Source organism: Brevundimonas sp. SS2672, assembly GCF_059579685.1.
Genome location: NZ_CM184201.1, coordinates 2,739,483 through 2,765,690, shown reverse-complemented (window position 1 = coordinate 2,765,690; position 26,208 = coordinate 2,739,483). Strand labels below are relative to the sequence as shown.

Here is a 26,208-nt window from a genome sequence, read left to right as displayed (position 1 = left end):
ACCATGCGTATCAAAACTCTCCTCGCGGGCGCTGTCGCGGCCCTGGCCCTGACCGGCCCCGCCCTGGCGCAGGACGTCGCCATCACCGGCGGCCAGGTGCTGACCGGAACCTCGGTGATCGAGAACGGCACCGTCGTCATCCGTAACGGCAAGGTCGTTTCGGTCGGAACCGGCGGCGCGCCGGCGGGTCTGCGCGTCATCGACGCGCGCGGCAAGATCGTCACGCCGGGCTTCGTCGCCGTGGATTCCGGCCTGGCCGGGACCGAGGTCGGCTCGGTGCGGGGCTCCAACGACCTGTCGAACCGCGCCAACACCCTGACGGCGGCCTTCGACCTGTCCTATGGGCTGGACCCCTGGTCCTTCACCCTGCCGACGGCGCGGCTGGGTGGCGTCACGCGCGCCGTCGTCACGCCGCAGCACGGCGGCTCGGGCGGCGGTCACAGCCACGACGATTCCGACTTCGCCGGCGCCGGCGCGGGCGGCTTCCAGACGCCGGGCCTGTTCGCGGGCCAGGCGGCGGTCATCAAGCTGGGCGGCGCCGACATCCTGGTGAAGCCGCGCGTGGCCATGGTCGCGCCCTTCGGCGAGGCCGGCAAGGCGGTGGCGGGCGGCGCGCGCGGCGCCGAGTTCGTCCTGTTCAAGGAGACCCTGGCCGAGGTTCGGACCTACGCCCGCAACAAGGCCGCCTATGACCGGGCGGCGCTTCGCGACTTGTCCCTGTCGCGCGCCGATCTGGAAGCCCTGATCCCGGTGGCCGAGGGGCGCATGCCGTTGATCGTCACCGTCAACCGGGCGGCGGACATCCAGCAGGTGCTGCGCCTGGCGCGCGAGGAAGGGGTCAAGATCATCCTCGACGGCGCCGCCGAAGGCTGGCTGGTGGCCGATGAGATCGCGGCGGCGAACGTGCCCGTCCTGCTGCACCCGATCACCAACCTGCCCTCGAACTTCGAGATGCGGGCGGCGCGGATGCAGAACGCGGCGGCGCTGAACGCGGCGGGCGTCGTCATCGCCATCAAGGGCAACGAGGGCTCGGCCCACCGCGCCCGCGACATCCGCTACAATGCGGGCAACGCCGTGTCGCACGGCCTGCCCTTCGCGGCGGCCATCCAGGCGATCACGGTCAACCCGGCCCGCATCTTCGGCTTCGACGGCCAGTTCGGCGAGCTGAAGGCCGGAGCGGCGGGCGACGTCGTGGTCTGGTCCGGCGATCCGCTGGAGCCGCTGAGCCAGCCCTCGGCCGTGCTGATCGACGGGGTGGAGCAGCCGCTGCAGGCCCGCAACCTGCTGCTGCGCGACCGCTACCGCACCGGCGGCGAGGGGGCGATGCCGCCTGCCTACGGGAACTGAGGTTCACGGCCTGAAGACGGAAGGGCGCTGCGGGAAACCGCAGCGCCCTTTTTCATTGCTCCCCACTTCCGCTCATCCCGGCGTCCGCCGGGATGAGCGGGATATATAGCCCGCGCCCCCTACTGCGCCGTCAGTCCGCCGTCGATCTTGAACTCGGCTCCGGTCACGAATTTGGACTCGTCCGAGGCCAGGTAGAGCACGCAATAGGCCACGTCGTCCGGTTCGCCGATGCGCTTCAGCGGAATGCCGCGCGCCAGCTTTTCGTGCGCGCTCGCCTCGTCCCCGCCCGCCATGGCGACGAAAGGATCGAGGATCGGCGTCTTGATGAAGACCGGGTGCACCGAGTTGGCGCGCACGTTCCAACCAGCCCTGGCCGCCTCCAGCGCCACCGTCTTGGTGTAGAGCCAGACCGCCGCCTTGGTGGCGTTGTAGGCGCCCATGCCCGGCGCGGCCGCCAGTCCCGCGATCGAGGAGATGTTGACGATCGACCCCGCGCCCGAGGCCCTGAGCGGCGCCATGGCGTGCTTGCAGCCCAGCATGACGGATTCCAGGTTGATCGCCTGAACCTTGCGCCAGTTCTCCAGCGTGTCCTGCTCGGCCCACAAAAGCTGGCCGCCGATCCCGGCGTTGTTCACCAGGATGCTGAGCCCGCCCATGTCCTGAACCGCCGCGCCGACCACGCGGACCCAGTCGTCCTCGCGCGTGACGTCGTGCTCATAGGCGAAGGCCATGCCGGGGTGGTCGGCGTTGATCGCCTCGGCCAGGGCGCGGACGCCGTTCAGGTCCAGATCGCTGAGCGCCACTTTGGCGCCTTCGCGGACCAGCATCCGGGCCATGGCCTGGCCCAGACCCCCGGCGGCGCCGGTGATCAGGGCCGCCTTGCCCGCGACGCGCCCGCCCGTCACTCGACCAGACCTTTCACGGCTTCGTCGATGAAGCGGGCCATCGCCACGTCGCGTTCCGTCACCCCGTCGGCGTCATGGGTGGTCAGCAGCACCTCGACGCGGTTGTAGACGTTCGACCACTCCGGATGGTGATCGACCTTGTCGGCCAAGAGGGCGACGCGGGTCATGAAGCCGAAGGCGGCGTTGAAATCGGCGAAGCGCAGGGTGCGCGCGATGGCCGGGCGCGGATCGTCGGCGCGGCGCCAGTCGGGCAGGCCCGCCAGAACTTCGGTCACGTCGAGGGCGGCGGTCATGGGCGTCTCCTTATGCTTTCGTCAGGCGTATCGCGCGCCCTGAGGCGCGACAAGCCGCCAGCCTGCGTCAGATGCGGCGCTTCCCCGGATGACGGCGGCGACGGGAGGCGTTACACCCCCATCCATGACCCAGGCCGATCCCTCCTCCGACGCTTCCGGCAAGACCTCCTCCTTCGGCTTCCGCGACGTGGACGCCAGGGAAAAGGTGCAGATGGTGCGCGGCGTGTTCAACTCCGTCGCCTCCAACTACGACCTGATGAACGACCTGATGAGCGCGGGGGTGCACCGCATCTGGAAGGACGCGACGGCGGCCAAGCTGAACGTCCGGCCGGGCGAGGTAGTGCTGGACATGGCCGGGGGCACCGGCGACATGGCCCGCCGCTATTCCAGGATGGCCCGCGCGGCCCAGGAACGGCGCGGGGGCGAGGACGCCACCGTCATCGTCATGGACTACAACGCCGAGATGATCCTGAACGGCGTGGCCAAGGGCGGCGAGCCCGAGATGGCCTGGGGCGTCGGCGACGCCATGAACCTGCCGCTGCCGGACGCCTGCCTGGACGCCTATTCGATCAGCTTCGGCATCCGCAACGTGGCCGACATTCCGCAGGCCCTGCGCGAGGCGCGCCGCGCGCTGAAGCCGGGCGGCCGCTTCATCTGCCTGGAGTTCTCGCGCCCCACCACCGGCGCGTTGAGGAAGGCCTATGACGCCTGGTCCTTCCACGCCATTCCGCGCATCGGTCAGTTGGTCGCCAAGGATCGCGATTCCTATCAGTATCTGGTCGAAAGCATCCGCCGCTTCCCGGATCAGCAGACCTTCAAGCGGATGATCGAGGAGGCGGGCTTCAGCCGCGTCAGCGTCACCAATCTGTCGGGCGGCATCGCCGCCATCCACCACGGGTGGGCGATCTGAGCCGGCTGACCTTCAACGCCCCGCCGCCGACGCCCAAGGCCCAGCCGGTGCGCCATCCGGTCGGCGCGGCCTTTCGCATGGTGCGCTGGGGCTGGGTGCTGGCGCGCCACGACGCCCTGATCCCGCGCGAGGCCAACCCCCTCCTGCCCGCCTGGGGCCGCCCCTTCGCCCGTCTGATCCAGCTGTTCGCCAGCCGCAGACACCGCGCCGGACGGCCCGGTCAGCGCGTCGGCCAGGCCTTCGAGCATCTCGGCCCCGTCGCCATCAAGCTGGGCCAGGTGCTGGCCACCCGCGCCGACATCTTCGGCCTGCAGTTCGCTCAGGATCTGGGGCGTCTGAAGGACAAGCTGCCGCCATTCCCGCTGGAAGAGGCCAAGCGCGAGATCGAACGCTCGCTGGGCCGCCCGGCCGAGAGCCTGTTCATCGATCTGACCGAACCGATGGGCGCCGCATCGCTGGCTCAGGCGCACCCCGCCTGGCTGGCTGACGGGCGCAAGGTGGCTGTCAAGGTGCTGCGTCCCGGCGTCGAACGCCGCGTGGCCCAGGGGTTGGACGCCATGCGTCTGGGGGCCAAGCTGGTCGACCGCTTCGTCGAACCCGCCCGTCGGCTGGAGCCGCGCGCCTTCGTCGAGATCATCGCCCAGTCGCTGCAGCTTGAGCTGGACATGCGGCTGGAGGCCGCCGCCGCCTCCGAACTGGCCGAGGTCATGGCCAAGGACGGCTATATGTCCGCCCCCGCCGTCGTCTGGGACGGGGTGGGCAAGCGGGTGCTGACGCTGGAGTGGGCGCCGGGCCTGCCGATGACCGACCCGGCCCTGGTCGATCTGCCCGGCCTCGACAAGGACGCCCTGGCCGACAAGGTGGTGCGCGCCTTCCTGGTGCAGGCGCTGGATCACGGCGTCTTCCACGCCGACCTGCACGAGGGCAATCTGTTCGCCGACGCGCCTGCGCAACTCACGGCCATCGACTTCGGCATCGTCGGGCGGCTGGGCCCCGCCGAGCGGCGCTACCTGGCCGAGATCCTGTGGGGTTTCATCAGCCGCGACTACGACCGCATCAGCCGGGTCCATTTCGAGGCCGGATACGTGCCGCCGCACCATTCGGTCGACACCTTCGCCCAGGCCTTGCGCGCGGTCGGCGAGCCGGTGATCGGCCGTCAGGCCAGCCAGGTGTCGATGGGCCGCCTGCTGGGCCAGCTGTTCGAGATCACCGCCCTGTTCGACATGCATATGCGCCCCGAACTGGTGCTGCTGCAGAAGACCATGGTCTCGGTCGAGGGGGTGGCGCGCCGCCTCAATCCCGATCACGATCTGTGGGAGGCCGCCAAGCCGGTGGTCGAACGCTGGATCAAGCGCGAGCTGGGACCGCAGGCCCAGATCAAGGAGACGGTCGAGGAGGCGATGGCCGCCCTCAAGGCCCTGTCGCGTCTCGTGCAGAACCCGCCGCCGTCTCAGACGTTGGTGATCGAGAAGGCCGGAACGCGGCCCTGGGTGGTCGCCGCCGTCACCGTCGCAGTCTGCGCGTCGGCGGCCGCCTTGGTGCTGACGCTTTGGCCGATGATCGTCGCCTGACGTTTCTTCGGAGCCTGCGTTTCATGAAGACCACTTCCTTCGCCGCCGTCCTGTTGGGCGCCCTCCTGCTGGCCGCCCCGGCGCTGGCCCAGACCACGGCTCCGAGCCGGGCGCCGGCCCAGGGCGCGGCTGCGGCGACCCTGCCCGACGCCTTCGAGGGGGATGCGCCCGCCGCTTCGACGGCGCCCGCGTCGCCGCCGGTCGCCGGTCCCGCCGCCCAGGCGCCGGACATCGCCCGCTCGGAAGAGGCCCTGCGCCGGGTCATCGCCGCCTTCCAGGCCAATCAGATCGACTATTCGGTGTTCAGCACGGACATGGCCGAGCAGATCTCGCGCCCAGTCCGGTGCGGTAGCGCCCCTGATCCAGCAGTTCGGCCCGCTGAAGACGATCGAGCATCGCGGCCAGCAGAGCGGCGCCGACATGTTCCGCGTGGTGTTCGAGAAGCAGGCCACCGACTGGGTCATCGCCTTCGACGACCAGGACCAGATCGCGGCCCTGCTGTTCCGCCCGGCCCAGGACTGAGGGCGCTCTGCGCACAGCCGTCCTCCCCCGTCCCGTCGCCGTCATCCTCGGGTCAAGCCCGAGGATGACGGAGGGTGTGGAAGGCTAATCCAGCGACGGCTTGCCGCGTCCGCTCTTGATCGAGGCGCGGCTGGACTTGGCCTGCAGCCGACGCTCCTTCGACGCTCGCGTCGGCCGGGTCGGCACGCGATAGACGGGCTTGATCGAGGCCTCGGCCACCATGGCCTCCAGCCGCTCGACGGCGTCCGCCTTGTTGCGCTCCTGCGTGCGGAAGCGCACGGCGCTGATGACAATCACCCCGTCCAGCGTCAGGCGGCTGCCCGCCAGCTTCATCAGCCTCGCCTTCACCGGCTCGGTCAGGCTGGGCGAGTTCTTCACGTCGAACCGCATTTGCACGGCGGTCGAGACCTTGTTGACGTTCTGGCCGCCCGGTCCGCCGGCGCGGAAGAAGCGGAACTCCAGTTCGTCTTCAGGAATGCGGCTCATGACGCCTCTCTGCGCGCCCGTACCACGGCCGCGTCCAGCGCCTGCAGGAAGCGCGAGCGGTCGGCGGCGGAAAAGGGCGGCGGCCCGCTGGTCGGCACGCCCATGGAGCGCAGATGCTCGCCGATCATCCGCCCGGCCAAAGCTGACCCGATGGAGTCCGCCGTGAACGGCTGGCCGTTGGACTTCAGCGCCTGGGCGCCCGATTTCAGCACCCGGTCGGCCAGCGGAATATCGGCGGTGATGACGATGTCGCCGCGCGTGGCGCGCTCGGCGATCCAGTCGTCGGCGACATCCGGCCCGGCGTCGACGACCACCTGTTCGATCAGCGGTTCGCGCGGGGTGTTGATCCAGGCGTTGGACACCACGAAGACCTTCAGCCCGCAGCGGCGGGCCACGCGGTACACCTCCTCCTTCACGGGGCAGGCGTCGGCGTCGATGTAGAGGGTGGTGGACATGACAGGCTTATGGCCCGAGACGGGCGAGGGGAGAAGGCGCGAGGCCTTCTCCCGGCCGTCATATCAGGCCGCGCCGTCGCGGAGGCGCTTCAGGTCCGGCGCCAGGGCCTCGTCGGTCAGCATGGCGATGGCCTCATCCACCGTGACGATGGTCTGGGCCTGGGAGCCGAAGCGGCGAATGGCGACCTTGCCTTCTTCGGCCTCCTTGCGGCCGACGACGGCGATGGCGGGCACCTTGGCGACCGAGTGTTCGCGGATCTTGTAGTTGATCTTCTCGTTGCGCAGGTCGATCTCGGTGCGCAGACCCGCCGCCCGGAACTTGGCCAGAACTTCCTCGGCGTAACCGTCGGCGTCGGACGTGATGGTCGCCACCACGGCCTGCGTCGGCGCCAGCCACAGCGGGAAGGCCCCGGCGTAGTTCTCGATCATGATGCCGATGAAGCGCTCGAACGAGCCCAGGATCGCGCGGTGCAGCATGACCGGGCGGTGCTTCTGACCGTCCTCGGCGATATAGGTCGCATCCAGACGCTCGGGCAGCACATAGTCCAGCTGGATCGTGCCGCAGGTCCATTCGCGGCCGATGGCGTCCTTGACGATGAAGTCCAGCTTGGGCGCGTAGAAGGCGCCGTCGCCTTCGGTTACGACCGGCTCGGTCCCGGCGGCGCGGGCGGCTTCCAGCATCTGGGCCTCAGCCTTGTCCCAGAATTCCTCGGTGCCGGCGCGCAGCTCGGGGCGGGTGCCCAGGCTGATGTATTTGGTCTCCATGCCGAGGTCGGCGTGGACCGAATAGGCCAGCTTGATGAACTCGGCCGTCTCCTCGACGATCTGGTCCTCGCGGCAGAAGATGTGGGCGTCGTCCTGCGTAAAGCCGCGCACGCGCATCAGACCGTGCAGCGAACCCGACGGCTCATAGCGGTGGCAGGCGCCGAACTCGGCCATGCGCAGCGGCAGTTCGCGATAGGACCGCTGGCCCTGATCGAAGATCTGCACGTGACCGGGGCAGTTCATCGGCTTGAGGCTGAGCGTCTCGCCCTCGACCGTCTCGCAGACGAACATATTGGCGCGGTACTTGTCCCAGTGGCCCGAGGCCTCCCAGAATTTGCGGTCCAGCACCTGCGGCGTCTTGACCTCGACGTATCCGGCGGCGTCCAGACGGCGGCGCATATAGGCCTCAAGCACGCGCCACAGCACCCAGCCCTTGGGGTGCCAGAAGACCATGCCCCGGCCCTCTTCCTGCATGTGGAAGAGCTCCATCTGGCGGCCCAGCTTGCGGTGGTCGCGCTTCTCGGCCTCCTCGATGCGCAGCAGATAGGCGTCCAGATCCTCCTTGGTCGCCCAGGCCGTGCCGTAGATGCGCTGAAGCTGGGCGCGGTTGGAATCGCCGCGCCAATAGGCGCCCGCCAGCTTGGTCAGCTTGAAGGCCTTGCCCACGAACTTGGTCGTCGGGAAGTGCGGCCCGCGGCACAGGTCGGCCCATTCGCCCTGCTTGTAGACGGTGATCGTCTCGCTCTCGGGCAGGTCGCGGATCAGTTCGGCCTTATAGGTTTCGCCGAGCGTCTCGAAGTGGGCGATGGCCTCGTCGCGGTTCCAGACCTGACGCTCCAGCGGGGCGCCTCGGTCGATGATCTCGGCCATCTTCTTTTCGATCTTCGGGAAGTCGTCGGTCGAGAAGGGCTCGTCGCGGGCGAAGTCGTAATAGAAGCCGTCCTCGATGGCCGGGCCGATCGTCACCTGGGTGCCGGGGAACAACTCCTGCACCGCCTGCGCCAGCACGTGGGCGGCGTCGTGACGGATGGTCTCCAGCGCCTCGGGGTCGTCGCGCATCAGCAGGCGGAAGTCGCCGTTCCCGTCGATGACGCGGTCCAGGTCGCGCTGCTCGCCGTTCCAGACGACCAGGGCCGCCTTCTTGGCCAGCGAGGGCGAGATGGCGGCGGCCACGTCGCGGCCCGTCGAGCCGGCCGGATACTGACGCACGGCGCCGTCGGGGAATTTCAGTTCGATCATGACGGTCGTTCTTTTTCGGTCTTGGCGGGCGGAACGGGATCATAGCCCGAACCGCCGAAGGGATGGCATTTACAGAGGCGCCGCACGGTGAGCCATCCCCCCGCACCGGACCGTGCTCGATCAGGGCGTCGCGCCCGTAATCCGAACAGGTCGGCATGAACCGGCACTGCTGGCCGATCAGGGGGGACAGCGTCAGCTTATAGCCCCGATGGGCCGCGCGGACGCTGCGTTCGTAGAGAGACATTAGAGAGACCGGGGTCCCTTCGCCGGGGGCTCTGTTTCGGGTTCGTCGCGCTTATCCCTCTTCACAGCAGGGGGATCAACCGACGCGCCGTTCAGGCCGCGCCGGCGAGGCGAGTTCGCGTATCGCTGTGGTGTTTGGCCAACGCCTGCTTCACGGCGTCCAGCGTCGCCTCCAGCGCCACCATGGTCGAGGCGTGGCGGGCGGGATAGTCCGCGACCTGCTTCAGGACGCGCAAGGCCTCGAAGCGGCCCTCAGGACCGTCGCCGCCGGACTTCAGCATGGCGGACATGGCGTCGCGCGCGGCCTCGATCTCCTGAACCGAGGCGCCGAGGACGTTCTCCCCGACCACGCCCGCCGCCGCCTGACCCAGGGCGCAGGCCTTGACCGTCTGGGCGAAGTCGCCGACGCGGCCGTCGGCGTCCAGCGTCACATCGACGATCGCTTTCGACCCGCACAGCTTGGCCACCCGCTCGGCCGAGCCTTCAGGCGCAGGCAAGCGCCCGCTGTGCGGCAGGTTGGCCGCCAGCGACAGAATGCGCGCGCTGTAGAGGTCGTCGATCACGGGATGAAGATAGGCCTTCGCAGGCTGAAGGTGAAGAGACGCAAGGCTTCTCCCTCCCCTTCATGGGGAGGGTGGTCGCGCAGCGACCGGGTGGGGAGGGCTGGGTCATGGACGCGGCGCTTGAATAGCCTCGCCGCCCCCACCCGACTTCGCCCTACGGGCTCAGCCACCCTCCCCATGAAGGGGAGGGAGAAAGTCGCGTTCTATCCGCCCTGCAGCGACGACCACGTCCGCGCGGTCGGGGACGCCTCGACGACCGCCGCGCTCTGCCCCGGCTGCATCCGCGCGGCCAGCCAGCGCAGGTTCTGGTCGGCGGCATCGGGCGGCAGGTCGCGGCGCAGGATGGCTTCAGCCTCGGCGGTCTTGCCTTGCAGCCCAAGCGCCAGGGCCAGGTTCTGGCGCACCTGCAGCCCGGCGCCCGGCTGGGCCGCCGCGCGACGCAGCAGGATTTCGGCGGACGGCGCGTCGCCTTCGCCGATACGGGCGATGGCGGCGTTGGTCAGGACGTTGGCGTTGTCGGGCGACAGGCGCAGGGCCTCGTTCCACGCGGCGCGGGCGTCGTCGGGACGGCGCACCTGCTGATAGGCCACGCCCAGCAGCGACAGGGGGCGCCAGTCGCGCGGCGCCGCCGCCTTGGCCTGCTCCAGCGCGGCGATGCCGTAGAAGGCCTGACCGCGCGCGATGTGGGCGCGCCCGACCTCCAGCATGGCTTCGACGTTGGCGGGCTGGACGACCAGCACGCCCTGCGCCGTCTCGGCCGCCTGATCGAACTGGCCCAGTTCGCGCAGAGCCTGGGCCAGCCGGACCCCGGCGACCGGGTCCATCGGATTGATCTGCTGTTCCTGAGTCCAGAACACCGAGCGGCTGAGGGCGTCGGCCCGATCATAGCCCGCGCGCGTGGCGGCGTCGGCGGGCGCGCGCGACGCGGGCGCGGTCTGGCTGAGGGCCGGGGCGGCGAGGGCCAGAAGCGTCAGGCTGACGGTTGCGGCGAGGGCGGCGTTGCGCGACATGGAAGGGTCCGTGGCGGTTCTGCCCTTATGGTCGCGCCGACGGGTCAAGGTTTGGTTAATCGGCGTTAAGCGTCGGAAAGGTCGCCCCATGTCCCCTCAGTCCGAACTGCTGATCGCCGCCGCTGAGGCCGCGCGTCCGGTCCGCATCGTCAAGGCGGGTGCGGCGCTGGAGGGACCCATCGCCGCCTGGGCCGAGGCCAACGGCTTCACCGGCAATGCGGGACAGTTGCTGGTGGTCCCCGCCGCCGACGGCGCGCCGGAGCAGGCCCTGTTCGGCGCGGGCGAGGCGTTCGACCCCATGACCGCGCGCGGCCTGCCGACGCGGCTGCCCGCAGGCGATTGGCGGCTGGAGGGCGTCGAGGGCGAGGCGGCGCATTCGGCGGCTCTGGCCTTTGCGCTGGGGGGCTATCTGTTCGACCGCTACAAGGCCCGGCCCGAGCGCGGCCGCGCCCGTCTGGTCGCGCCGGACGGCCTCGACCTGACGGCGACGCTGAACATCGCCGCCGCCTGCGCCCTGACGCGCGAGATGGTCGACACCCCCGCCGCCGACATGGGGCCGCTGCAACTCGAAACCATCGCGCGCGAGATCGCCGAGGGCGCGGGCGCGAGCCTGACCGTCACGACCGGCGAGGCCTTGCTGGAGGAGAACTATCCGGCGGTCCACGCCGTCGGCCGCGCCGCCGCTCCGCACCGCGCCCCGCGCGTGCTGGAAATCGGCTGGAACCTGGACCAGGCGGCCCTGCCGCTGGTGGCCCTGGTCGGCAAGGGGGTGGTGTTCGACACCGGCGGCCTGGACCTCAAGGGCGCCGCCGGGATGCGCAACATGAAGAAGGACATGGGCGGCGCCGCCCACGCCCTGGCCCTGGGCCGCCTGATCATGCAGGCCGGTCTGCCGGTGCGGCTGGTGGTGCTGGTCGCGGCCGTCGAGAACGCGGTGTCGGCCGACGCCTTCCGGCCGGGCGACATTCTGAACAGCCGCAAGGGACTGACCATCGAGATCGGCAACACCGACGCCGAAGGACGCCTGATCCTGGCCGACGTCCTGACGCGGGCGGGGGAGCATGAGCCGGATCTGACGCTGGACTTCGCCACCCTGACCGGGGCGGCGCGCATCGCGCTGGGGCCGGAACTGCCGCCGCTCTACACCGACGACGACGCCCTGGCCGAGGGCGTGCTGAACGCCGGTCGGGCCGAGGGCGACCCCCTGTGGCGGATGCCGCTGTGGGCAGGGTATCGCGCCTCGTTGGACAGCGAGATCGCCGACGTTCGCAATGATCCCGCCGCCTGGGCCCAGGCCGGGTCGGTGACGGCGGCTCTGTTCCTGCAGAAGTTCGCCCCGACGACGGGCAGCTGGGCGCACATGGACGTCTTCGCCTGGAATCCTCGCGCCCGTCCCGGCTGGCCCGAAGGCGGCGAAGCCCAGGCCATCCGCGCCTGCTTCCGCTACCTCAGCGAGAAATTTTCCAAATAGCCAAGGCTGTTAACGCCCCCTTCGGGATCGGCGCCTAGGGTAGGCGGCTCGAATTATCCGAGCCGTCGAGAGACCGCCGCTTGACCGATGTCCTGGCCCTGCTGCCGCCTGGCGCGCCCCTGATCCTTCGGGACGGGGACCGCGTGGTGCTGGCCGAACAGGCGCTGGAAGGCCTGATGCGGGCCGAGGCCTATCGCCGGACCGATCCCGCTCACTGCCGTCTGCCGGTCGCCGACATCGTCGCCGACGACGGTCAGCGCATCGACCAGCTGCTGTTCGGCGAGGCCTTCGATGTTCTGGAACGCCGTCAGGACCGCGCCTGGGGCCGCGCCCGACGCGACGGCGTGGTCGGCTGGGTGACGCTGGAGGCCCTGGCGCCCGGCGCGCCCCTGGCGACGCGCCGCGTCGCCTCCGTCTCCGCCGCCCTGCCGCTGAACGCCCTGATCGGCGACGATGCTCAGGGCCTGGCCGACAGCGACCTGCAATCCATCGGCGCGTTCGAGCGCGACCTGGTCGCCGTGGCCGAGCGCCTGCTGGGCCGCCCGCACGCCCTGGGCGCCCGTTCCTCGCTGGAGACGGACTGCTCGGGCCTGGTGCAACAGGCTCTGCTGGCCTGCGGCCGGCCCGGCCCGCGCCGCGCCGCCGATCAGGCCGGTCTCGGCCGCGCCGTGTCGCGAGAGGACGCTCAGCGCGGCGACCTGGTGATCTGGCTGTCGTCGGCCGAAGGCGACTGGACCGGCCATTCGGCCCTGATGCTGGACGCCGAGCGCATCATCCACGCGACGGGCGCGCGCGGCGGCGTGGTGGTCGAAACCCTGGCCGAGGTTGAGGCCCGCCTGGCCGCCGACGGCTTCGCCTCCGCGCTCTTCCGCCGGGTCTAGGGCCGGTTTCGACGGCGTTGACGCTGGATCGGCTGTCCGCTCATAAGTTGCTAATGAAGCCAGAGACGCCTTCCGACGAGATCATCACCGAATGGCGCGGCAGGTTTGATAACATCGAGGTCAACGCTCTTCACGCCGAATGCTTCGAGCACCGGCTGTTCGAGGACGACTGGTGGGCGCAGGTCAATCGATACAGCCTGGGCTGGGTGTGCCTTCGACAGAAGGCGCGGTTGATCGGCTTCGTGAACGTCGCCTGGGACGGGGGCGTTCATGCTTTCGTTCTGGACACCATGGTGACACCGGGCCGCCAGCGGCAGGGTCTGGCCCGGACCTTGATCGAGGAAGCGGTCGCCCGTTCGCGAGCCGCGGGTTGCGAATGGCTGCACGTCGATTTCGACCCGCACCTTCGACCCTTTTATTTCGACGCCTGCGGATTCACGCCCACCGACGCCGGTTTGATCGCCCTGAAATAGGCCGCAGAATGAAGAAAAGCGGCCCGAGAGCCGCCTTTCCGTCGTCTGTCCTGTCCGTCGGCCCTCAGGCGTCGGGCGCCGGGTTCGTCGCCTGGGTCGCAGGCGCGTCGACGGCCGGGGCGTCAGCCGGAGCCGAACCGGCTTCGGTCGCGGCGGCGCCTTCAGCGGCCGGGGCCTCGCCTTCGCCTTCGGCCGGAGCGGCGGCGCCGGGTTGGCGCGCGGGGTCCGGCGCCGGGATGGCGTAGCCGCCCGAGCCTTGCGAGCGCAGCCAGGCGATCAGGTTGATGCGGGTCTTCTCATCGCGGATGCCGGCGAACGACATCTTGGTGCCCGGCACATAGCGGCCCGGCGCGTTGATGAAGTGGTCCAGCTCGTCGTAGTTCCAGGTCGGGGCCTCGGCCTTGTGCTTGGCCATGGCGTCCGAATAGGCGAAGCCCGCGCGGTGCATGGCGGGGCCGCCGACCACGCCGAACAGGTTCGGGCCGATGCCGTCGGCGCCGCCCGAGTTGACGGTGTGGCAGGCCTGGCAGCGCGCGAAGGCGGCCTCGCCGGCGGCCAGGTCGGCGGTCGGCAGGACCGTGCCCCAGTCGATCGGCAGGACGGCTTCGGCCGCGCCTGCGGCCGCTTCATCCGGCGCGTCCACGAAATAGCCCATCTTTTCGGGCTGCTTGGTGTGGTAGACCATGCCCGAAACCTGCTGGACCACCAGGATCGCAAAGGCGGTGCCCAGGCACGCGCCCATAATCTTGTTCCACTTCAGATCGCCGCTCATTCCGCGTCGTCGCATCCCGTCTCTAGATGAGCCCCCCGACCGCGAAGCGGCGTTCAGGCGTATTCTTGCGTGGGCGTCTCTTACACGCTAGCGCGACCTTCGCAACCGGCCCGGACGTTTCCGGGCGCTTTCAAGGCGCTGGGCGACCATGAATCCGCTGATAATGATACCCGCTCGCATGGCGGCAACCCGTCTGCCCGGAAAACCCCTGGCGGACATCGGCGGCAAGCCGATGATCGTGCGCGCCTGGGAGCAGGCCATGGCCTCGGGTTTCCGCGTCGCCGTGGCGGCGGGCGACCCGGAGATCGTCGCGGCGGTGCAGGCGGCGGGCGGCGAGGCGGTGCTGACCGATCCCGACCTGCCGAGCGGCTCGGACCGCATCCTGGCGGCCGCCCAGGCGGTCGATCCCGACGGCGCCCATGAGGTGGTCATCAACATCCAGGGCGACATGCCCTTCGCCTCGCCGGACCTCGCCAGGGCCTGCGCCGAACTGCTGGCGCGCGAATCAACCTGCGACATCGCCACCCTGGTCGCGGCCGAGGCGGATGTCTCGGACCGGACCAATCCCGATGTGGTCAAGGCGGTGCTGGCCCTGCCGGACGGCGGGACCAGCGGCCGCGCTCTCTACTTCACCCGTTCGACGCTGTACGGGGAGGGCCCGGTCTGGCGTCACGTCGGCATCTACGGCTACCGCCGCGAAGCCCTGGCCCGCTTCTGCGTCGCCCCGCCGTCGCCGCTGGAGAAGCGTGAAAAGCTGGAGCAGCTGCGCGCCCTGGAGATGGGGCTGCAGATCTGGGCCTCGGTGATCGACGAGGCGCCGCTGTCGGTGGACAATCCGGCGGACCTGGAGGCCGCGCGGGCGCTGGCCTGACTATACGCTCCGTCACCCTCGGGCTTGTCCCGAGGGCCCAGGGCGGAGCCAGCCATGATCGTGGCCGCATTGACGCCGTGCTCAAACGTTCAGACGTCGGCGGCACGCCCGACGATGGGCCCTCGGGACAAGCCCGAGGGTGACGTGGAAAGGGGATCAGTCGTCGTCGCTCGTCTCGCCGTCGTCGGGGATGGCGGGCATCTCGACGGCCGGGGCCAGGGTGACGATCTCCTTGATCTCGGCGCCGGGAAAGGCCTGCATGATCGACACCACGAAGGGGTCCGCCTCGACCGCCGCGCGGCGGGCGGCGCGGGCCTTTTTCTCGACCTCGATCAGGGTTTCGCCGCCGCCCTGCCCATTGGCGGCGATCAGCCAGGTGCGGCCGGTCCATTCCTTCAGCCGCCCGGCCAGACGCCGCGCCAGATCGTGGGGCGAGCCATCGGCCGGTTCATAGGTGATGGCGCCGGGGCGGAAGCTGACGACGCGGACGTAGCGTTCCACGTCCATCTGCAGGGTGATCTCGCGCTTTTCGCCGATCAGGGCGACCACGGCCTCGAAGCTCTGCGGATCGGGCACGGCGGGCGCCGCCATCGGCCGCGCCGCCAGCATGGCCGAGGCGCCGCCGCCCCCGCCGCCGGAGCCGCCGCCGCGAGGGCCAGCCCCGCCGCCGGGGACGCCGCCCGACTGGATCGCCTTCAGCGCCTCTTCCGGTCCCGGCAGGTCGGCGGCGTAGGCCAGCCGCACGATGGCCATCTCCACCGCATCGGCCGGATTGGGCGCGCGCCGCACCTCTTCCAGCGCCTTCAGCAGCATCTGCCAGGTCCGCGACAGGGTTCCGGCCGAAATGGCCGCGCCCAGGGCCGCCAGCTTCTGCGCCTGATCGCCGGGCAGGCGAGTGGCGTTCGGCCCCAGCATCTTGGCCACCGAGGCCGCGTGGCAATGCTCCAGCAGGTCGTTGGCCACCTGCACCGGATCGGCGCCGTAGCCATAAAGGGTGCGGAAGGTCGTCAGGGCCTCGGCCGTCTTGCCCGCCATCGTCTGCTCGAACAGGGCGATGGTCTGGGTGCGGTCGGCCAGACCCAGCATGTCGCGCACCGTGGCCGTCTCGACCACCGCGCCGCGCTCGGCCTGAACCAGCGCCTGATCCAGCAGGCTGAGGCCGTCGCGCACCGAGCCTTCGGCCGCGCGCGAAATCAGCGCCAGGGCCTCCTGCTCGATCTTCATGCCTTCGCGTTCGGCGACGCGGCCCAGATGGCCGACCAGAATCTCAGGCTCGACCCGGCGCAGGTCGAAGCGCTGGCAGCGGCTGAGGATGGTCACCGGCACCTTGCGGATCTCGGTGGTGGCGAAGATGAATTTGGCGTGGGGCGGCGGCTCCTCCAGCGTCTTCAGCAGGGCGTTGAACGCCTGCGTCGACAGCATGTGGACCTCGTCCAGCACATAGACCTTGTAGCGGGCCTCGACCGGCGCGTAGCGGACGCTTTCCAGGATGTCGCGGATGTCGTTGACGCCAGTGTGGCTGGCGGCGTCCATCTCCATCACGTCCATGTGCTGGCCCGCCATGATGGCGGCGTCGTGCCGCCCTGTGGGGCTCAGGGCCAGGGACGGCTTGTCGATCGTCTCGGTTTCGTTGTTCAGCGCGCGGGCCAGCAGGCGCGCCGTCGTCGTCTTGCCGACGCCCCGCACCCCGGTCAGCATGAAGGCGTGGGCGATCCGGCCGGTGGCGAAGGCGTTGGTCAGGGTGCGGACCATGGCCTCCTGGCCGATCAGATCCTCGAACGCGCGCGGCCGGTATTTGCGGGCCAGGACGGTGTAGGCCTCGCCCTCGGCGGGCGGCGCCTCGAACGCCTTGGGAGCGGGCGCAGGCGCGGGCTCCGCCTTCGGTTCAGGCGCGGGGTCGGCCGCAGCGGCAGGCGCAGCGGACGGCGGCGGGGCGCCGAACATGTCGTCGGTGTTGGGGTCGCGCTCCTCGACTTCGGGCGCGTCTTCCTCCCACGGAGGACCATCGAGACTGTGATCGGCGTCGCTCATGGTCCTGTCTTAGCGCGAAGGGGCGCCGTCGCGCACCCCTCGCGCCGCAGAGAGGTTCAGAGATCGGTGGGCAGTTGGCCGCCGTTGTCGCGGATCTTCTGGATCACCTGCTTGTGCAGCCAGATATTCATGCTGGCGCTGTCCGACTTGTCGCCGGTGTAGCCCAGTTCGTCGGCCAGCTCCTTGCGCTCGGCCAGCGAGGATTCCAGGCCGATCAGCTTCATCAGGTCGACGATGGAGGTTCGCCAGTTCAGCTTCTGCGCGCGCTGCTCGTTCATGAAGTCGAGGATGCCGGCGACATCGACCTCGGCCGCGGGCTGGGGCGCGACGGCGGCTGCGGTGGGCGCGGGCGCCGGGGTCGGCGCCGCCGCTTCGGGCGCGGGGGCTGCGGGCGCCGCCGCCGGGGCCTCCTTCTTCCTGAAGACGCCGCCGAGAATCTTGCCGAGAATGCTCATTCGCCTGCTCCTGATGAGGGGATCGAAGCCCTTTCAGCGAATGAGGCGCGGCCCGGTTCCGTGAAGCTTGCGCGACGGGCCTTCCACGCCGCCGTTCGCCCCTCCCTCGCCATCCTCGGGCTTGACCCGAGGATCGGGCCATCTGTCTGCGGGCATCGGCAAGACAGAGCACGCCGTTTAACTCGATCCTCGGGTCAAGCCCGAGGATGACGGCGGAGATGCGGGTGCGGTGGAGATGTAGGGGACGGCGCGCTCAAGCAGCGAGTGACCGCGTCACGAGCGATAGCGCACTAAAAAATCAGGAAAGGTGGAGACCGCGACCCGAAGGGGAATTCGTTGTGGCTGCTGCCTTCCGGCCCTGACCAGGTTGGCGAAGCCTTCGCCCGCGATCTCCGAGAGGGGATATGACGGCGGACGGCGCGGGAATCAAGCCCTCCCCTGCGCGCGCTGTCGGGGCTATGAAGCGCCATGCCCTATCGCAACGCCTTTTCCGGCAATCCGCTCGACCGCTCCGGCGACCTTCGCAACGACGCCGCCTGGCTGGCCGAGCAGGAGGCCAACCCCGAAGCCCTGGCCATGATCCTGTGGGAGGGCCGCCCCTTGGTCGAAACCCATGAAGGGGCCGAGCGGCTGGTCTGGCTGTCGCTGGCCCACGCGCGCGACATGGCGCGCGACCGCGACGTCTTCCTGGGGCTGTGGAAGGGCGCGCCGGTCTTCGCCGCCGAATTCGAGGGCTCCATCGACCCGACCAGCGGTCCCGCCGGGGGGCTGGGCCGCTTCGTCGAGATGCGCGAGGCGGCGGTCGTCCTGCCCGAGGCGGACGCCGCCATCGCCGCCACGGCCAAGAGCCTGTTCGACTGGCGCCGTCGTCACGGCTTCTGCGCCGCCTGCGGCAAGGCGTCGGACCAGGCCTCGGGCGGCTGGAAGCGCGTCTGCCCGGCCTGCGGGACCGAGCATTTCCCGCGCGTCGACCCCGTCGTCATCATGCTGCCGGTCTATAAGGGCGGCGCCGAACCCGTGTGCCTGCTGGGCCGTCAGGCCGCCTGGCCCGCCGGCCGCATGTCGGCCCTGGCCGGCTTCATGGAGCCGGGCGAATCGATCGAGGAAGCCTGCGCCCGCGAGGTGATGGAGGAGGCGGGGCTGACGGTGTCGGCCGTCGCCTACCACTCCAGCCAGCCCTGGCCCTTCCCCGGTCAGTTGATGATCGGCCTGATCGCCGAGGTCACGACCGACGAGGCCGCCCCCGACCAGACCGAACTGGAGGCCGTCGCCTGGCTGACCCGCGGCGAGGCGCGGGCCGTTCTGGACGAGACCCACCCGACCATCCACGCCCCGCCGCCCTACGCCATCGCCAGGCGGCTGCTCGAGACCTGGGCTCGGGGCGAGGACTAGGCCCTCGGGACAAGCCCGAGGGCGCGGGCCTTACGGCAGGAGTCTTACAGGATCTGGGCCGCTTCCTCGAAGTCGAGGCGGGGCGAGCGGGGGAACAGGTTCTCGTCCGTGCCGTAGCCCAGGTTCATAATGAAGTTCGGCTCCACATTGCTGTCGGGGAAGAACTCGGCCTTCACGCCCGCCGTGTCGAAGCCCGACATCGGACCCACGTCCAGACCCAGGGCGCGCGCGGCGATGGTCAGATAGCCGCCCTGCAGCGAGGCGTTGCGGAAGGCGGCCTCGCGGCGGCCCGCCTCTTCCGGGAACCAGTCGCGGGCGCCCGGCGCGTGCGGGAACAGCTTGGGCAGGGTCTCGTGGAAGTCGATGTCCTGGGCGATGATCAGATTGACCGGCGCGGCCAGGGTCTTGGCGCGGTTGCCCTCGGCCATGTGCGTCGACAGCCGGGCCTTGGCCTCGGGCGAGGTGATGAAGACGAAGCGAGCCGGGGTCATGTTGACCGCCGTCGGGCCGAACTTGGTCAGGTCGTAGAGCTTGCGGATCAGGTCTTCGGACACGGGCCGGTCGCTCCAGCCGTTGCGCGTGCGCGCCTCGGTGAACAGCTGGGCCAGAACGGCGTCGGAAACCGGAAGGTCGCGGGCGGAAAGGGCGTCAAAGGCCATCAGGGCTTCTCCAGAAAACTGAATGGTAACTTCAATGGTGGCTAATTAGTTTTGCGAGCCGTCGCCGTCAAGGGATCAGCAACCGATTTTGTGACGAATTTGCAGGGAGGCGAGCGCGACAGGCTTTCTTCGCCAGGGTCTGGAGCCGCGCGGCGCTTGGCCCTATCTAGGGCTCATGAAAGACCTCAACGCCCTGATGCAACAGGCCCAGGCGATGCAGCAGAAGCTGCAGGACGCCCAGGCGAAAATGGCCGAATCTACCGCCGAGGGCACCTCGGGCGGCGGCCTTGTGACCATCTCCCTGAAAGGCCCCGGCGAGATCACTTCGGTGAAGATCGACGACAGCCTGATGGCCCCCGGCGAGGGCGAGATCCTGGCCGACCTGATCGTCGCCGCCCACGCCGACGCCAAGCGCAAGCTGGACGAGGTCAACAACGCCCTGATGCGCGACGCCGCCGGACCGATGGCCGGGATGAACATCCCCGGAATGCCGAAACTCTTCTGATGGCCGCCTCCGCCGGGCCGGAAATCGAACGGCTCATCAGCCTGTTGGCCAAGCTGCCGGGCATGGGCCCGCGCTCGGCCCGGCGCGCGGCGCTCGCCCTGCTGAAGCGGCGCGAGCAACTGCTGGTCCCGCTGGCGGCCTCCCTGGCCGAGACGGCGGACAAGGTGGTCAACTGCTCGGTCTGCGGTTCGCCCGATACGCGCGACCCCTGCTCGGTCTGTTCGGATCAGACCCGCGACAACGCCCTGATCTGCGTGGTCGAGGAGGCGGGCGCCCTGTGGGCCATGGAGCGCTCGGGCGCCTTTCGCGGCAAGTATCACGTGCTGGGCGGCCTGCTGTCGGCGCTGGACGGCGTCGGCCCTGAACAACTTCGCATCGCCGAACTGATCGGCCGGGCGAAAGGCGGAGAGGCGAAGGAAGTGGTCCTGGCCCTGCCCGCCACCGTCGACGGCCAGACCACGGCCCACTACCTGGCCGAGCGCCTGTCGGCGGCGGGGGTGCAGGTCACCTCCCTCGCGCGCGGCGTCCCCGTCGGCGGCGAGCTGGACTGGCTGGACGACGGCACCATCATCCAGGCCCTGCGGGCGCGCCGCCCGGCCTAGCGAGCGTCTAGCGCCGCTTCTTCATGCGCCGCCGCATCACCCGGTCGCCCAGCGCCTCGGCGTATTTCAGGGTGAATGCCAGGGCGGCGGGATTGCCGCGCCGAGGGCCGACTGAGTCGGCCATCACCGCCCCGCGCTCGCCGATCGGCAGGGGCGCGCCCGTGGTGGTGTCCAGCGCGGTCTGGTGCTCGATCTCGGCGTTCAGCCGCGCGCCCATCAGGATCACCTGCACCGAGAACCACGTCCACAGCAGGAAGCCCATGGCCGCCGCCAGCGGGCCGTAGGAATCGGTGCGCACGAAGGTGGTCAGGAACCAGCTGAACAGGAAGGACACCAGCAGGCTCAGGCTGGCCGCGAACAGGGCTCCCGGCGTCAGCCAGCGCCAGCGCGCCCGCGACCGGCTCGGCCCCAGCCGATAGATCAGGGCCAGCGCCCCGACATAGCCGAAGAACAGAAGCGGCCAGCGCAGCGGCGCCAGATAGGCCCACTCGTCCTGCAGGCCGAACACCGCCAGCACCACCGGCACGCCCACCACCAGGGCCGAGCTCAGCAGCACCGCCGCCATGGCCGAGACGGTGAAGCCCATGCACATCAGGTTGTAGACGACGATGTTGCGCCGCTCGACCTCGTGATAGGCGAGATTCAGTCCGTAGAAGAGGGTCTTGACCCCCCCGTTGGCCGCCCACAGCGTCAGCAGCAGGGTCCAGACCAGGGTGAAGGTCAGCTGGCCGGTCGAGATTGCCCGCCAGCCGCGTCATCTCCGTCCCCAGGAACTGGGCCACATTGGCGGGCAGCACCTCATAGAGGAAGCTCAGCTGTCCCCAGGCGTCGGCCGGATCGGCGAACAGGCCGTAGATGGTGACGAAGGCGCCCAGCGTCGGGAACAGGGCCAGCAGCATGAAGAAGGTCACGCCCCCGGCGACGAAGCCGACGCGGTCGCCGAAATAGCCCATGACCGTGCGCCACAGGATGTCGACCCAGCCCTTGTGCGGGATCTCCAGGGGGCGGCGCGCCAGGCGGCCCCGGCCGGGTTCGTCGGCGTCATAGTCCTCGGGCGTGGGATCGCGCGGGGGCAGGGGCTCGGGCCGCTCGGGCCGCAGCTCCAGGCCGAAGCGGTGGCCCTGGGTGTAGAGCAGGTGCGCCGCCGTCGCGCCCGTCGCCAGCCCGCCCGCGGCGGCGGCCAGATAGCGCAGCAGCCCGCCCCCCGCGCCGTGTGATCCCCGCGCAGCACGACGTTTCCCGGCGCGCGAGGCGCGATGACTGGACTGTGGTTTCATCCCCATTCGCCCTTCAACGGCCACGCTGTCGGGCCGTTCCGTCTTGAAATCATGCGTTACAGACCCCAATCACCGGGAATGTCCGATCAGAACACCCAACCGACCCTGCTGACCGCCTGGAAAGGCGCCCAGGCGCGCCTGAAGGCCGCCGGCATCGACAGCCCCTCCATCGACGCGCGCCTGATGCTTGAGGCGGCGACCGGAGCGGGCCGCGTCGATATCCTGAACGACCCCTACCGCGCGCTCAGTCCTGAGCAAACCCTGGCGCTGGACGCCATGGTGGACCGCCGCCTGCGCCGCGAGCCGGTGTCGCGCATCCTGGGGCGCAAGGGCTTCTGGAAGATCATGCTGAACGTCACCCCCGACGTGCTCAGCCCGCGCCCGGACACCGAGACGGTGGTGGACGTCATCGTCCGCGCCTTCCCGCCGAACTCGACCTTCGAGATGGCCGACCTGGGCACGGGGTCGGGCGCCATCCTGCTGGCCGCCCTGGCCGAGCGGCGCGGCGCGCGCGGCGTCGGCACCGACATCTCGACCGAGGCCATCGCCGTGGCGCGCGAGAACGCGGCCAACCTGGACCTGAACCACCGCTGCACCTTCATGCGCACCGACTGGGCGGCGGGCTTCGCCGACGCCAGCTTCGACCTGGTGGTGTCCAACCCGCCCTACATCCCGACCGGCGACATCGCCGGCCTGGACCCCGAGGTGCGCGAGCACGACCCGCACCTGGCGCTGGACGGCGGCCCGGATGGGCTGCAGCCCTATCGCGACCTGGCGCCCGAGATCGCCCGCATCCTGCGTCCCGAAGGCGTCTTCGCCGTCGAGATCGGCTGGGATCAGGGCCAGGCGGTCAAGGCCCTGTTCGAGGCGGCGGGCTTCACCGACGTCAAGGTGGTTCAGGATCTGTCGAACCGCGACCGCGTCGTCACCAACGGCCCGGACCCGCGCGTCGGACCCATCCCCGAGGTCGAAGGTCCCGTTCAATAAGTCTGCGGCGATAAAAACCCTTGGAAAGCGTCTCGCTGCGCGCTAAGTCCGTGGTGTTCCCCACTCAAACGCATCCTTTTCGGGCCGGTTCGCCTGAACAAGCGCGTCGGAGTTCAGTGACGGTCGCGCCCCTAAGACGGACGTGGCGGACCACGGGGAACGCACGGTTTTCCGAACAGATCGCACCGGGGATAGGCCCCGAACGAACGGAACGACGAACAGGGTCCCGCCCGTCTTCTTCGACGGCGGCCCGCACCAGCACGGTAAGCTCCGATGAGAGATTTCAAGGGCATGAAGCGTCAACGCGGACGCAACCGTAAGCCCGGCGGCGGCAATAACGCCAACGCGACCAATCCGAACCGTTCCTGGGACTCGCAAGGTCCCGAGAACATCAAGGTCCGGGGCAACGCCCAGACCGTCTATGAACGCTACATGCAGCTGGCGCGCGACGCCGCGGCCGCCGGCGACCGCGTTCTGGCCGAGAACTACACCCAGCACGCCGAACATTATTTCCGCGTCCTGCGCGCGCTCCAGCCGCAGCGCTCGGTCAGCGAGATCGCCCAGCGCGAACAGGCGGGCCAGGGCTTCGACATCGACTTCGAGGACGAGTCGGGCGCCCAGGCGGCGGCTATCATCGCAGCCCAGCAGGCCGAGGAGCGCCGGGTCGAGGAAGAGGCTCGCCGTCAGGCCGAACGCGCCGAGCGCGACGCCAACCGCGATCGCGAACCGCGCGAGCCCAGAGAAGCACGCGAACCGCGCGAACCGCGTGAAAACGGCGACGGCGACAACCGCGAGGGCGGCCGTCGCGAATCCCGCCGCGAGCGCTGGGAGCGCCGCCGCGAGGAGCGCAATCGCCGCTTCGAGAACGGCGAGTCCGACGACGCCTCCAGCGACGACGCCGCGACGGCCCAGGACGAGGGCCGTCCGTTCGGCGAGCCCGCTCCCGAAGCCGCCGCGCCTGACGTCGCCGATCACGCAGCCGACGCGCCCTCGGCCGATGTCGCGCCCGACGCCGGCGATGAACCCGTCGCCAAGGCTCCACGCACGCGTCGTCCGCGCGCCGCCGCTGCTGCTTCGGCCGCCGCGGATGACGCCGCTGCGGCCTTGCCGGGCTTCCTGACTCGCCCCACGGCGATCGAAGACGCCGCGCCGAGCGACGAAACGCCCGCCCCCCGCGCGCGCCGTCCGCGCCGCAAGGCCGAGGCGGTCGCCGACGACGAATAGGGCGTGATCGCAACCTAAGCGGGTGCGTTCATATTAATGCAACCAGTTGTGCGTCACTCTCGAGCCATCGGGAGGACGTGTGATGGAATTCGTTCTACTGGCGGTCGCCCTCGGTCTGGCGACGGGGATCGCCGGCGTCAGGCTGTCGATCGGCGCCCACGGGCGCATAGGCGCGGCGCAGAGGCTGCATGACCGTCAGGCCGCCGTCGCCCGACGCCGCATCGTCGAACTGGAGGGCGCGGTCTGCGACGTCGAGGCGCGCCTGCTGCGGGCCCAGGCGGTCGAGGCCGCCGGCCGACGCACCCACGCCGCCCTGCTGAGCGCCGCCAGTCGCGAGATGCGCGGCCCCCTGGACGCCGTTCTCGGTTTCGCCGACCTGCTGCGGATCAACGCCGTCAACGACCCCCTCAGCCATCGCCAGGCCCAGGCCGTCGATCAGATTCGCGAGGCGGCGGTCCGGTTGCGGACCCTGGTCGAGGGCCTGACCGTCTTCGCCGGCGCCGCCTCTGCGGGTGCGGCGACCTCCGAGCGTCTGGACCCTCTGCTGGTCGCGCGCCGCATCTGCCAGGCCCTGGCCGATCAGGCTCGGGCGGCGGGGGTCGACCTGCGCCCGCCGCCGTTCCAGGCCGGTCTGACCGTCCATGCCGAGGCTCGCGCCCTCGACCAGGTGATGACCGGTCTGATCGGCAACGCCGTCCAGCACAACCGGTCGGGCGGGACCGTCCTGATCGAGGGACGCCGTGTCGACCACGAGGTCTGGATCACCGTGCGCGACACGGGGCCGGGCCTGTCGCCTGCCCGGATCAAGTCTCTGTTCGACCCCTTCGTCCCGCGCCGGCGGCCCGCCGCCTCGACCGACGGCGCGGGGGTCGGCCTGGCCGCCGCGCGTCGTCTGGCGGCCGCCATGAACGGCGATCTGGCGGTCGAGAGCCGCGAGGGCGAGGGGGCCGCCTTCACCCTGCGTCTGCCCGCTGCGCCGCCCTCCGAGCCGCAGGCCGCCTCTCGTCCCCAGCTTCAGGCCGCCCCGCCCCTGCCGCGCCTGCCGAACGCCGTCCTGCTCTACATCGCCGAGGATCCGGCCGCCGTCGCCCTGATGCGTCGGCTGCTGCACGCCCTGGGTCCGATCCAGCTTCACGTCGCCGCCACCGCGCAGGAGGGGACGGATCTGGCGCGCGATCTGCAGCCCGACGCCGTGGTTCTCGACCTCGATCTGCACGGCGCCGAGGGATTGTCCGTCAAGACCGCCCTGGCCGAGGAGCCCCTGACCCGGGACCTGCCCGTCCTGGCCTTGTCGGCGGCGGTCGACCCGGACTGGGTGGGCCGCGCCCAGGCGGCGGGCTTCGCCGAATACCTGACCAAGCCGGTCGCCCTATCCGAACTGGCGGGGGCCCTGGCGCGTCTTCTGACGCCCTCTTCCCCGCCCGAAACGGCGATACGCGCTTGACGACCTCACGCGGTCGCGACGACGGGCGGGGTTGACGCCGCGCCTCATGGCGGCTTCCTAAGAGAAACGGGGCTTTCGATCCTCGTCGCGTGAGAAGACCGAGATGCCGCCTATGCCGAACCGACCTCTGACGCCCCTGTTCAAGGCCTGGGTCGGCCCGGCCCTGGCTGCGGCGGCCCTGGCGGCCTGCGCCACGACGCCGCCGCCGCCTCCGCCGCCCCCGGCGCCGCCGCCCGTTCCGCCGGCGCCCGAGGCGCCGGTCGGCGTCGTGCTGGACGACTGGCGCGGGGTCATCACCCCGGCCGACCGCGATCGCTACCAGCGCCGCGCCGCCGCCTGGACCCTGGCGCTGGAGCAGGCCCGGCGTCAGCCCGGCTCGGGCGACCTGTCGGGCCTGGGCGCCTTGATCGATCCTGACGCCGGCCGTCCCGGCGTCGCCCCGCCGCCCGGCGCCTACCGCTGCCGCACCGTCAAGCTGGGGTCCCAGGGCGACGAAGGCGGCCTGGGCTATGTGGTCTACGGCTGGTTCGCCTGCCGCATCGAACAGACCCCGGCCGGGCTGAAGCTGGTCAAGCGCACGGGCTCCCAGCGTCCGGCGGGCCTGCTCTTCCCCGAGAACGACCGCGAGATGGTCTTCCTGGGCTCCATGGCCCTGGCGTCCGAACCGACCGCGCGCAGCTATGGCCAACGCCCGGAACGCGACATGGTCGGGGTGCTGGAGCGCGTCGGCGAGGCCCGCTGGCGCCTGGTCACGCCCTGGCCGGCGACGGAATCCAACCTCGACCTGCTGGAGCTGGTCCCCGCGACTCCTTCGCGCTGAACGGGCGCGCTGCAAAGGGGGCACTGAACGGGCGC

26 protein-coding genes, 1 other RNA gene and 2 pseudogenes are annotated in these 26,208 nt (G+C 70.3%); 14 read left to right on the top strand and 15 right to left on the bottom strand.

Annotated features, from left to right (window positions below; translation table 11 throughout):
• The first annotated feature begins 3 nt into the window (after positions 1-3).
• Positions 4-1,347, top strand: coding sequence for an amidohydrolase family protein (locus AC52GN_RS13945; protein ID WP_496527477.1), 1,344 nt, complete (start codon positions 4-6; stop codon positions 1,345-1,347).
• A 119-nt stretch (positions 1,348-1,466) separates the two neighbouring features.
• Here the strand turns inward: AC52GN_RS13945 and AC52GN_RS13940 are convergent, their stop codons facing one another.
• Complete coding sequence (locus AC52GN_RS13940) at positions 1,467-2,252, bottom strand: SDR family oxidoreductase (protein WP_496527476.1); 786 nt, start codon at positions 2,250-2,252, stop codon at positions 1,467-1,469.
• On the bottom strand, positions 2,249-2,545 hold the full coding sequence (locus AC52GN_RS13935; protein ID WP_024355112.1) for a 4a-hydroxytetrahydrobiopterin dehydratase: 297 nt from the start codon (positions 2,543-2,545) through the stop codon (positions 2,249-2,251). The genes AC52GN_RS13940 and AC52GN_RS13935 overlap by 4 nt, the downstream gene beginning before the upstream one ends.
• Positions 2,546-2,669: 124 nt before the next feature.
• Between AC52GN_RS13935 and AC52GN_RS13930 the strand changes: the two genes are divergently transcribed.
• Together AC52GN_RS13930 and ubiB are read left to right on the top strand one after the other, a co-directional pair.
• Positions 2,670-3,455 (top strand): class I SAM-dependent methyltransferase, encoded by a 786-nt coding sequence (locus tag AC52GN_RS13930; protein WP_496527475.1) that lies wholly within the window; start codon positions 2,670-2,672, stop codon positions 3,453-3,455.
• Complete coding sequence (ubiB, locus tag AC52GN_RS13925) at positions 3,443-5,026, top strand: 2-polyprenylphenol 6-hydroxylase (RefSeq protein ID WP_496527474.1); 1,584 nt, start codon at positions 3,443-3,445, stop codon at positions 5,024-5,026. Before AC52GN_RS13930 ends, ubiB begins: the two co-directional genes overlap by 13 nt.
• 606 nt (positions 5,027-5,632) lie before the next feature.
• Here the strand turns inward: ubiB and arfB are convergent.
• The 6 genes and pseudogenes from arfB to AC52GN_RS13895 form a co-directional block, all read right to left on the bottom strand.
• Positions 5,633-6,034 carry an alternative ribosome rescue aminoacyl-tRNA hydrolase ArfB gene (gene arfB, locus AC52GN_RS13920; RefSeq protein ID WP_313041270.1) on the bottom strand — a complete coding sequence of 134 codons (402 nt, stop codon included), beginning with the start codon at positions 6,032-6,034 and terminating at the stop codon, positions 5,633-5,635.
• Entirely contained in the window at positions 6,031-6,489 is a 459-nt protein-coding gene (locus AC52GN_RS13915; protein WP_496527473.1) for a YaiI/YqxD family protein, read from the bottom strand. Before AC52GN_RS13915 ends, arfB begins: the two co-directional genes overlap by 4 nt.
• 63 nt (positions 6,490-6,552) lie before the next feature.
• Positions 6,553-8,493: a threonine--tRNA ligase gene (thrS, locus tag AC52GN_RS13910; protein WP_343830295.1), complete on the bottom strand. Its 1,941-nt coding sequence runs from the start codon at positions 8,491-8,493 to the stop codon at positions 6,553-6,555.
• Positions 8,490-8,737 (bottom strand): annotated as a pseudogene (gene yidD / locus AC52GN_RS13905) (membrane protein insertion efficiency factor YidD). The gene thrS and the pseudogene yidD overlap by 4 nt, the downstream one beginning before the upstream one ends.
• A 91-nt stretch (positions 8,738-8,828) precedes the next feature.
• A complete protein-coding gene (locus tag AC52GN_RS13900) occupies positions 8,829-9,299 on the bottom strand; it encodes an iron-sulfur cluster assembly scaffold protein (RefSeq protein ID WP_496527472.1) in 471 nt (156 codons plus the stop codon).
• A gap of 203 nt (positions 9,300-9,502) precedes the next feature.
• Entirely contained in the window at positions 9,503-10,309 is an 807-nt protein-coding gene (locus AC52GN_RS13895; protein WP_496527471.1) for a tetratricopeptide repeat protein, read from the bottom strand.
• 88 nt (positions 10,310-10,397) lie between these two features.
• On the opposite strand from AC52GN_RS13895, the gene AC52GN_RS13890 reads away from it, so the two are divergent.
• From AC52GN_RS13890 to AC52GN_RS13880, 3 genes are all read left to right on the top strand, one after another.
• Positions 10,398-11,780, top strand: a complete 1,383-nt coding sequence (locus AC52GN_RS13890) for a leucyl aminopeptidase family protein (RefSeq protein WP_496527470.1) — start codon at positions 10,398-10,400, stop codon at positions 11,778-11,780.
• A gap of 80 nt (positions 11,781-11,860) precedes the next feature.
• On the top strand, positions 11,861-12,661 hold the full coding sequence (locus tag AC52GN_RS13885) for a C40 family peptidase (RefSeq protein ID WP_496527469.1): 801 nt from the start codon (positions 11,861-11,863) through the stop codon (positions 12,659-12,661).
• Between the two features lie 17 nt (positions 12,662-12,678).
• Entirely contained in the window at positions 12,679-13,134 is a 456-nt protein-coding gene (locus tag AC52GN_RS13880) for a GNAT family N-acetyltransferase (protein ID WP_496527468.1), read from the top strand.
• Between the two features lie 64 nt (positions 13,135-13,198).
• Here AC52GN_RS13880 and AC52GN_RS13875 read toward each other — a convergent pair whose 3' ends face one another.
• On the bottom strand, positions 13,199-13,906 hold the full coding sequence (locus AC52GN_RS13875) for a c-type cytochrome (protein ID WP_291782756.1): 708 nt from the start codon (positions 13,904-13,906) through the stop codon (positions 13,199-13,201).
• A 148-nt stretch (positions 13,907-14,054) separates the two neighbouring features.
• On the opposite strand from AC52GN_RS13875, the gene AC52GN_RS13870 reads away from it, so the two are divergent.
• Positions 14,055-14,777 (top strand): 3-deoxy-manno-octulosonate cytidylyltransferase, encoded by a 723-nt coding sequence (locus AC52GN_RS13870; protein WP_346485033.1) that lies wholly within the window; start codon positions 14,055-14,057, stop codon positions 14,775-14,777.
• 156 nt (positions 14,778-14,933) lie between these two features.
• On the opposite strand, the gene AC52GN_RS13865 is transcribed toward AC52GN_RS13870, so the two are convergent.
• The 3 genes from AC52GN_RS13865 to ffs all read right to left on the bottom strand — a co-directional run bounded on the left by AC52GN_RS13865 (position 14,934) and on the right by ffs (position 17,660).
• On the bottom strand, positions 14,934-16,808 hold the full coding sequence (locus tag AC52GN_RS13865) for a DNA polymerase III subunit gamma/tau (RefSeq protein ID WP_496527467.1): 1,875 nt from the start codon (positions 16,806-16,808) through the stop codon (positions 14,934-14,936).
• A 56-nt stretch (positions 16,809-16,864) separates the two neighbouring features.
• Positions 16,865-17,263: a DUF3597 domain-containing protein gene (locus tag AC52GN_RS13860; protein WP_128718926.1), complete on the bottom strand. Its 399-nt coding sequence runs from the start codon at positions 17,261-17,263 to the stop codon at positions 16,865-16,867.
• A 303-nt stretch (positions 17,264-17,566) separates the two neighbouring features.
• Positions 17,567-17,660: signal recognition particle sRNA small type (gene ffs, locus AC52GN_RS13855), an RNA gene on the bottom strand.
• A 71-nt stretch (positions 17,661-17,731) separates the two neighbouring features.
• On the opposite strand from ffs, the gene nudC reads away from it, so the two are divergent.
• Positions 17,732-18,655 carry an NAD(+) diphosphatase gene (gene nudC, locus AC52GN_RS13850; RefSeq protein ID WP_496527466.1) on the top strand — a complete coding sequence of 308 codons (924 nt, stop codon included), beginning with the start codon at positions 17,732-17,734 and terminating at the stop codon, positions 18,653-18,655.
• 44 nt (positions 18,656-18,699) lie between these two features.
• Here the strand turns inward: nudC and AC52GN_RS13845 are convergent, their stop codons facing one another.
• The gene (locus AC52GN_RS13845; protein WP_496527465.1) at positions 18,700-19,314 is read right to left on the bottom strand and encodes a malonic semialdehyde reductase; all 615 of its coding nucleotides are present in this window, start codon (positions 19,312-19,314) and stop codon (positions 18,700-18,702) included.
• Positions 19,315-19,489: 175 nt separating this feature from the next.
• Here AC52GN_RS13845 and AC52GN_RS13840 point away from each other — a divergent pair, with 175 nt between their 5' ends.
• Together AC52GN_RS13840 and recR are read left to right on the top strand one after the other, a co-directional pair.
• Complete coding sequence (locus tag AC52GN_RS13840; protein ID WP_312220791.1) at positions 19,490-19,819, top strand: YbaB/EbfC family nucleoid-associated protein; 330 nt, start codon at positions 19,490-19,492, stop codon at positions 19,817-19,819.
• Complete coding sequence (recR, locus tag AC52GN_RS13835) at positions 19,819-20,421, top strand: recombination mediator RecR (RefSeq protein ID WP_291782778.1); 603 nt, start codon at positions 19,819-19,821, stop codon at positions 20,419-20,421. The genes AC52GN_RS13840 and recR overlap by 1 nt, the downstream gene beginning before the upstream one ends.
• A 7-nt stretch (positions 20,422-20,428) precedes the next feature.
• Here the strand turns inward: recR and AC52GN_RS13830 are convergent, their stop codons facing one another.
• Entirely contained in the window at positions 20,429-21,109 is a 681-nt protein-coding gene (locus tag AC52GN_RS13830; protein ID WP_496528818.1) for a YihY/virulence factor BrkB family protein, read from the bottom strand.
• 112 nt (positions 21,110-21,221) lie between these two features.
• Positions 21,222-21,320, bottom strand: a pseudogene (locus AC52GN_RS13825) (YihY/virulence factor BrkB family protein); the annotation flags it as partial.
• Between the two features lie 456 nt (positions 21,321-21,776).
• Here AC52GN_RS13825 and prmC point away from each other — a divergent pair.
• From prmC to AC52GN_RS13805, 4 genes are all read left to right on the top strand, one after another.
• Entirely contained in the window at positions 21,777-22,685 is a 909-nt protein-coding gene (gene prmC, locus AC52GN_RS13820) for a peptide chain release factor N(5)-glutamine methyltransferase (RefSeq protein WP_343830311.1), read from the top strand.
• 291 nt (positions 22,686-22,976) lie between these two features.
• A complete protein-coding gene (locus tag AC52GN_RS13815; RefSeq protein ID WP_496527464.1) occupies positions 22,977-23,909 on the top strand; it encodes a DUF4167 domain-containing protein in 933 nt (310 codons plus the stop codon).
• An 82-nt stretch (positions 23,910-23,991) separates the two neighbouring features.
• On the top strand, positions 23,992-25,353 hold the full coding sequence (locus AC52GN_RS13810; protein ID WP_496527463.1) for a hybrid sensor histidine kinase/response regulator: 1,362 nt from the start codon (positions 23,992-23,994) through the stop codon (positions 25,351-25,353).
• Between the two features lie 112 nt (positions 25,354-25,465).
• Positions 25,466-26,173, top strand: a complete 708-nt coding sequence (locus tag AC52GN_RS13805; RefSeq protein ID WP_496527462.1) for a DUF4893 domain-containing protein — start codon at positions 25,466-25,468, stop codon at positions 26,171-26,173.
• The last annotated feature ends 35 nt before the right edge of the window (positions 26,174-26,208 follow it).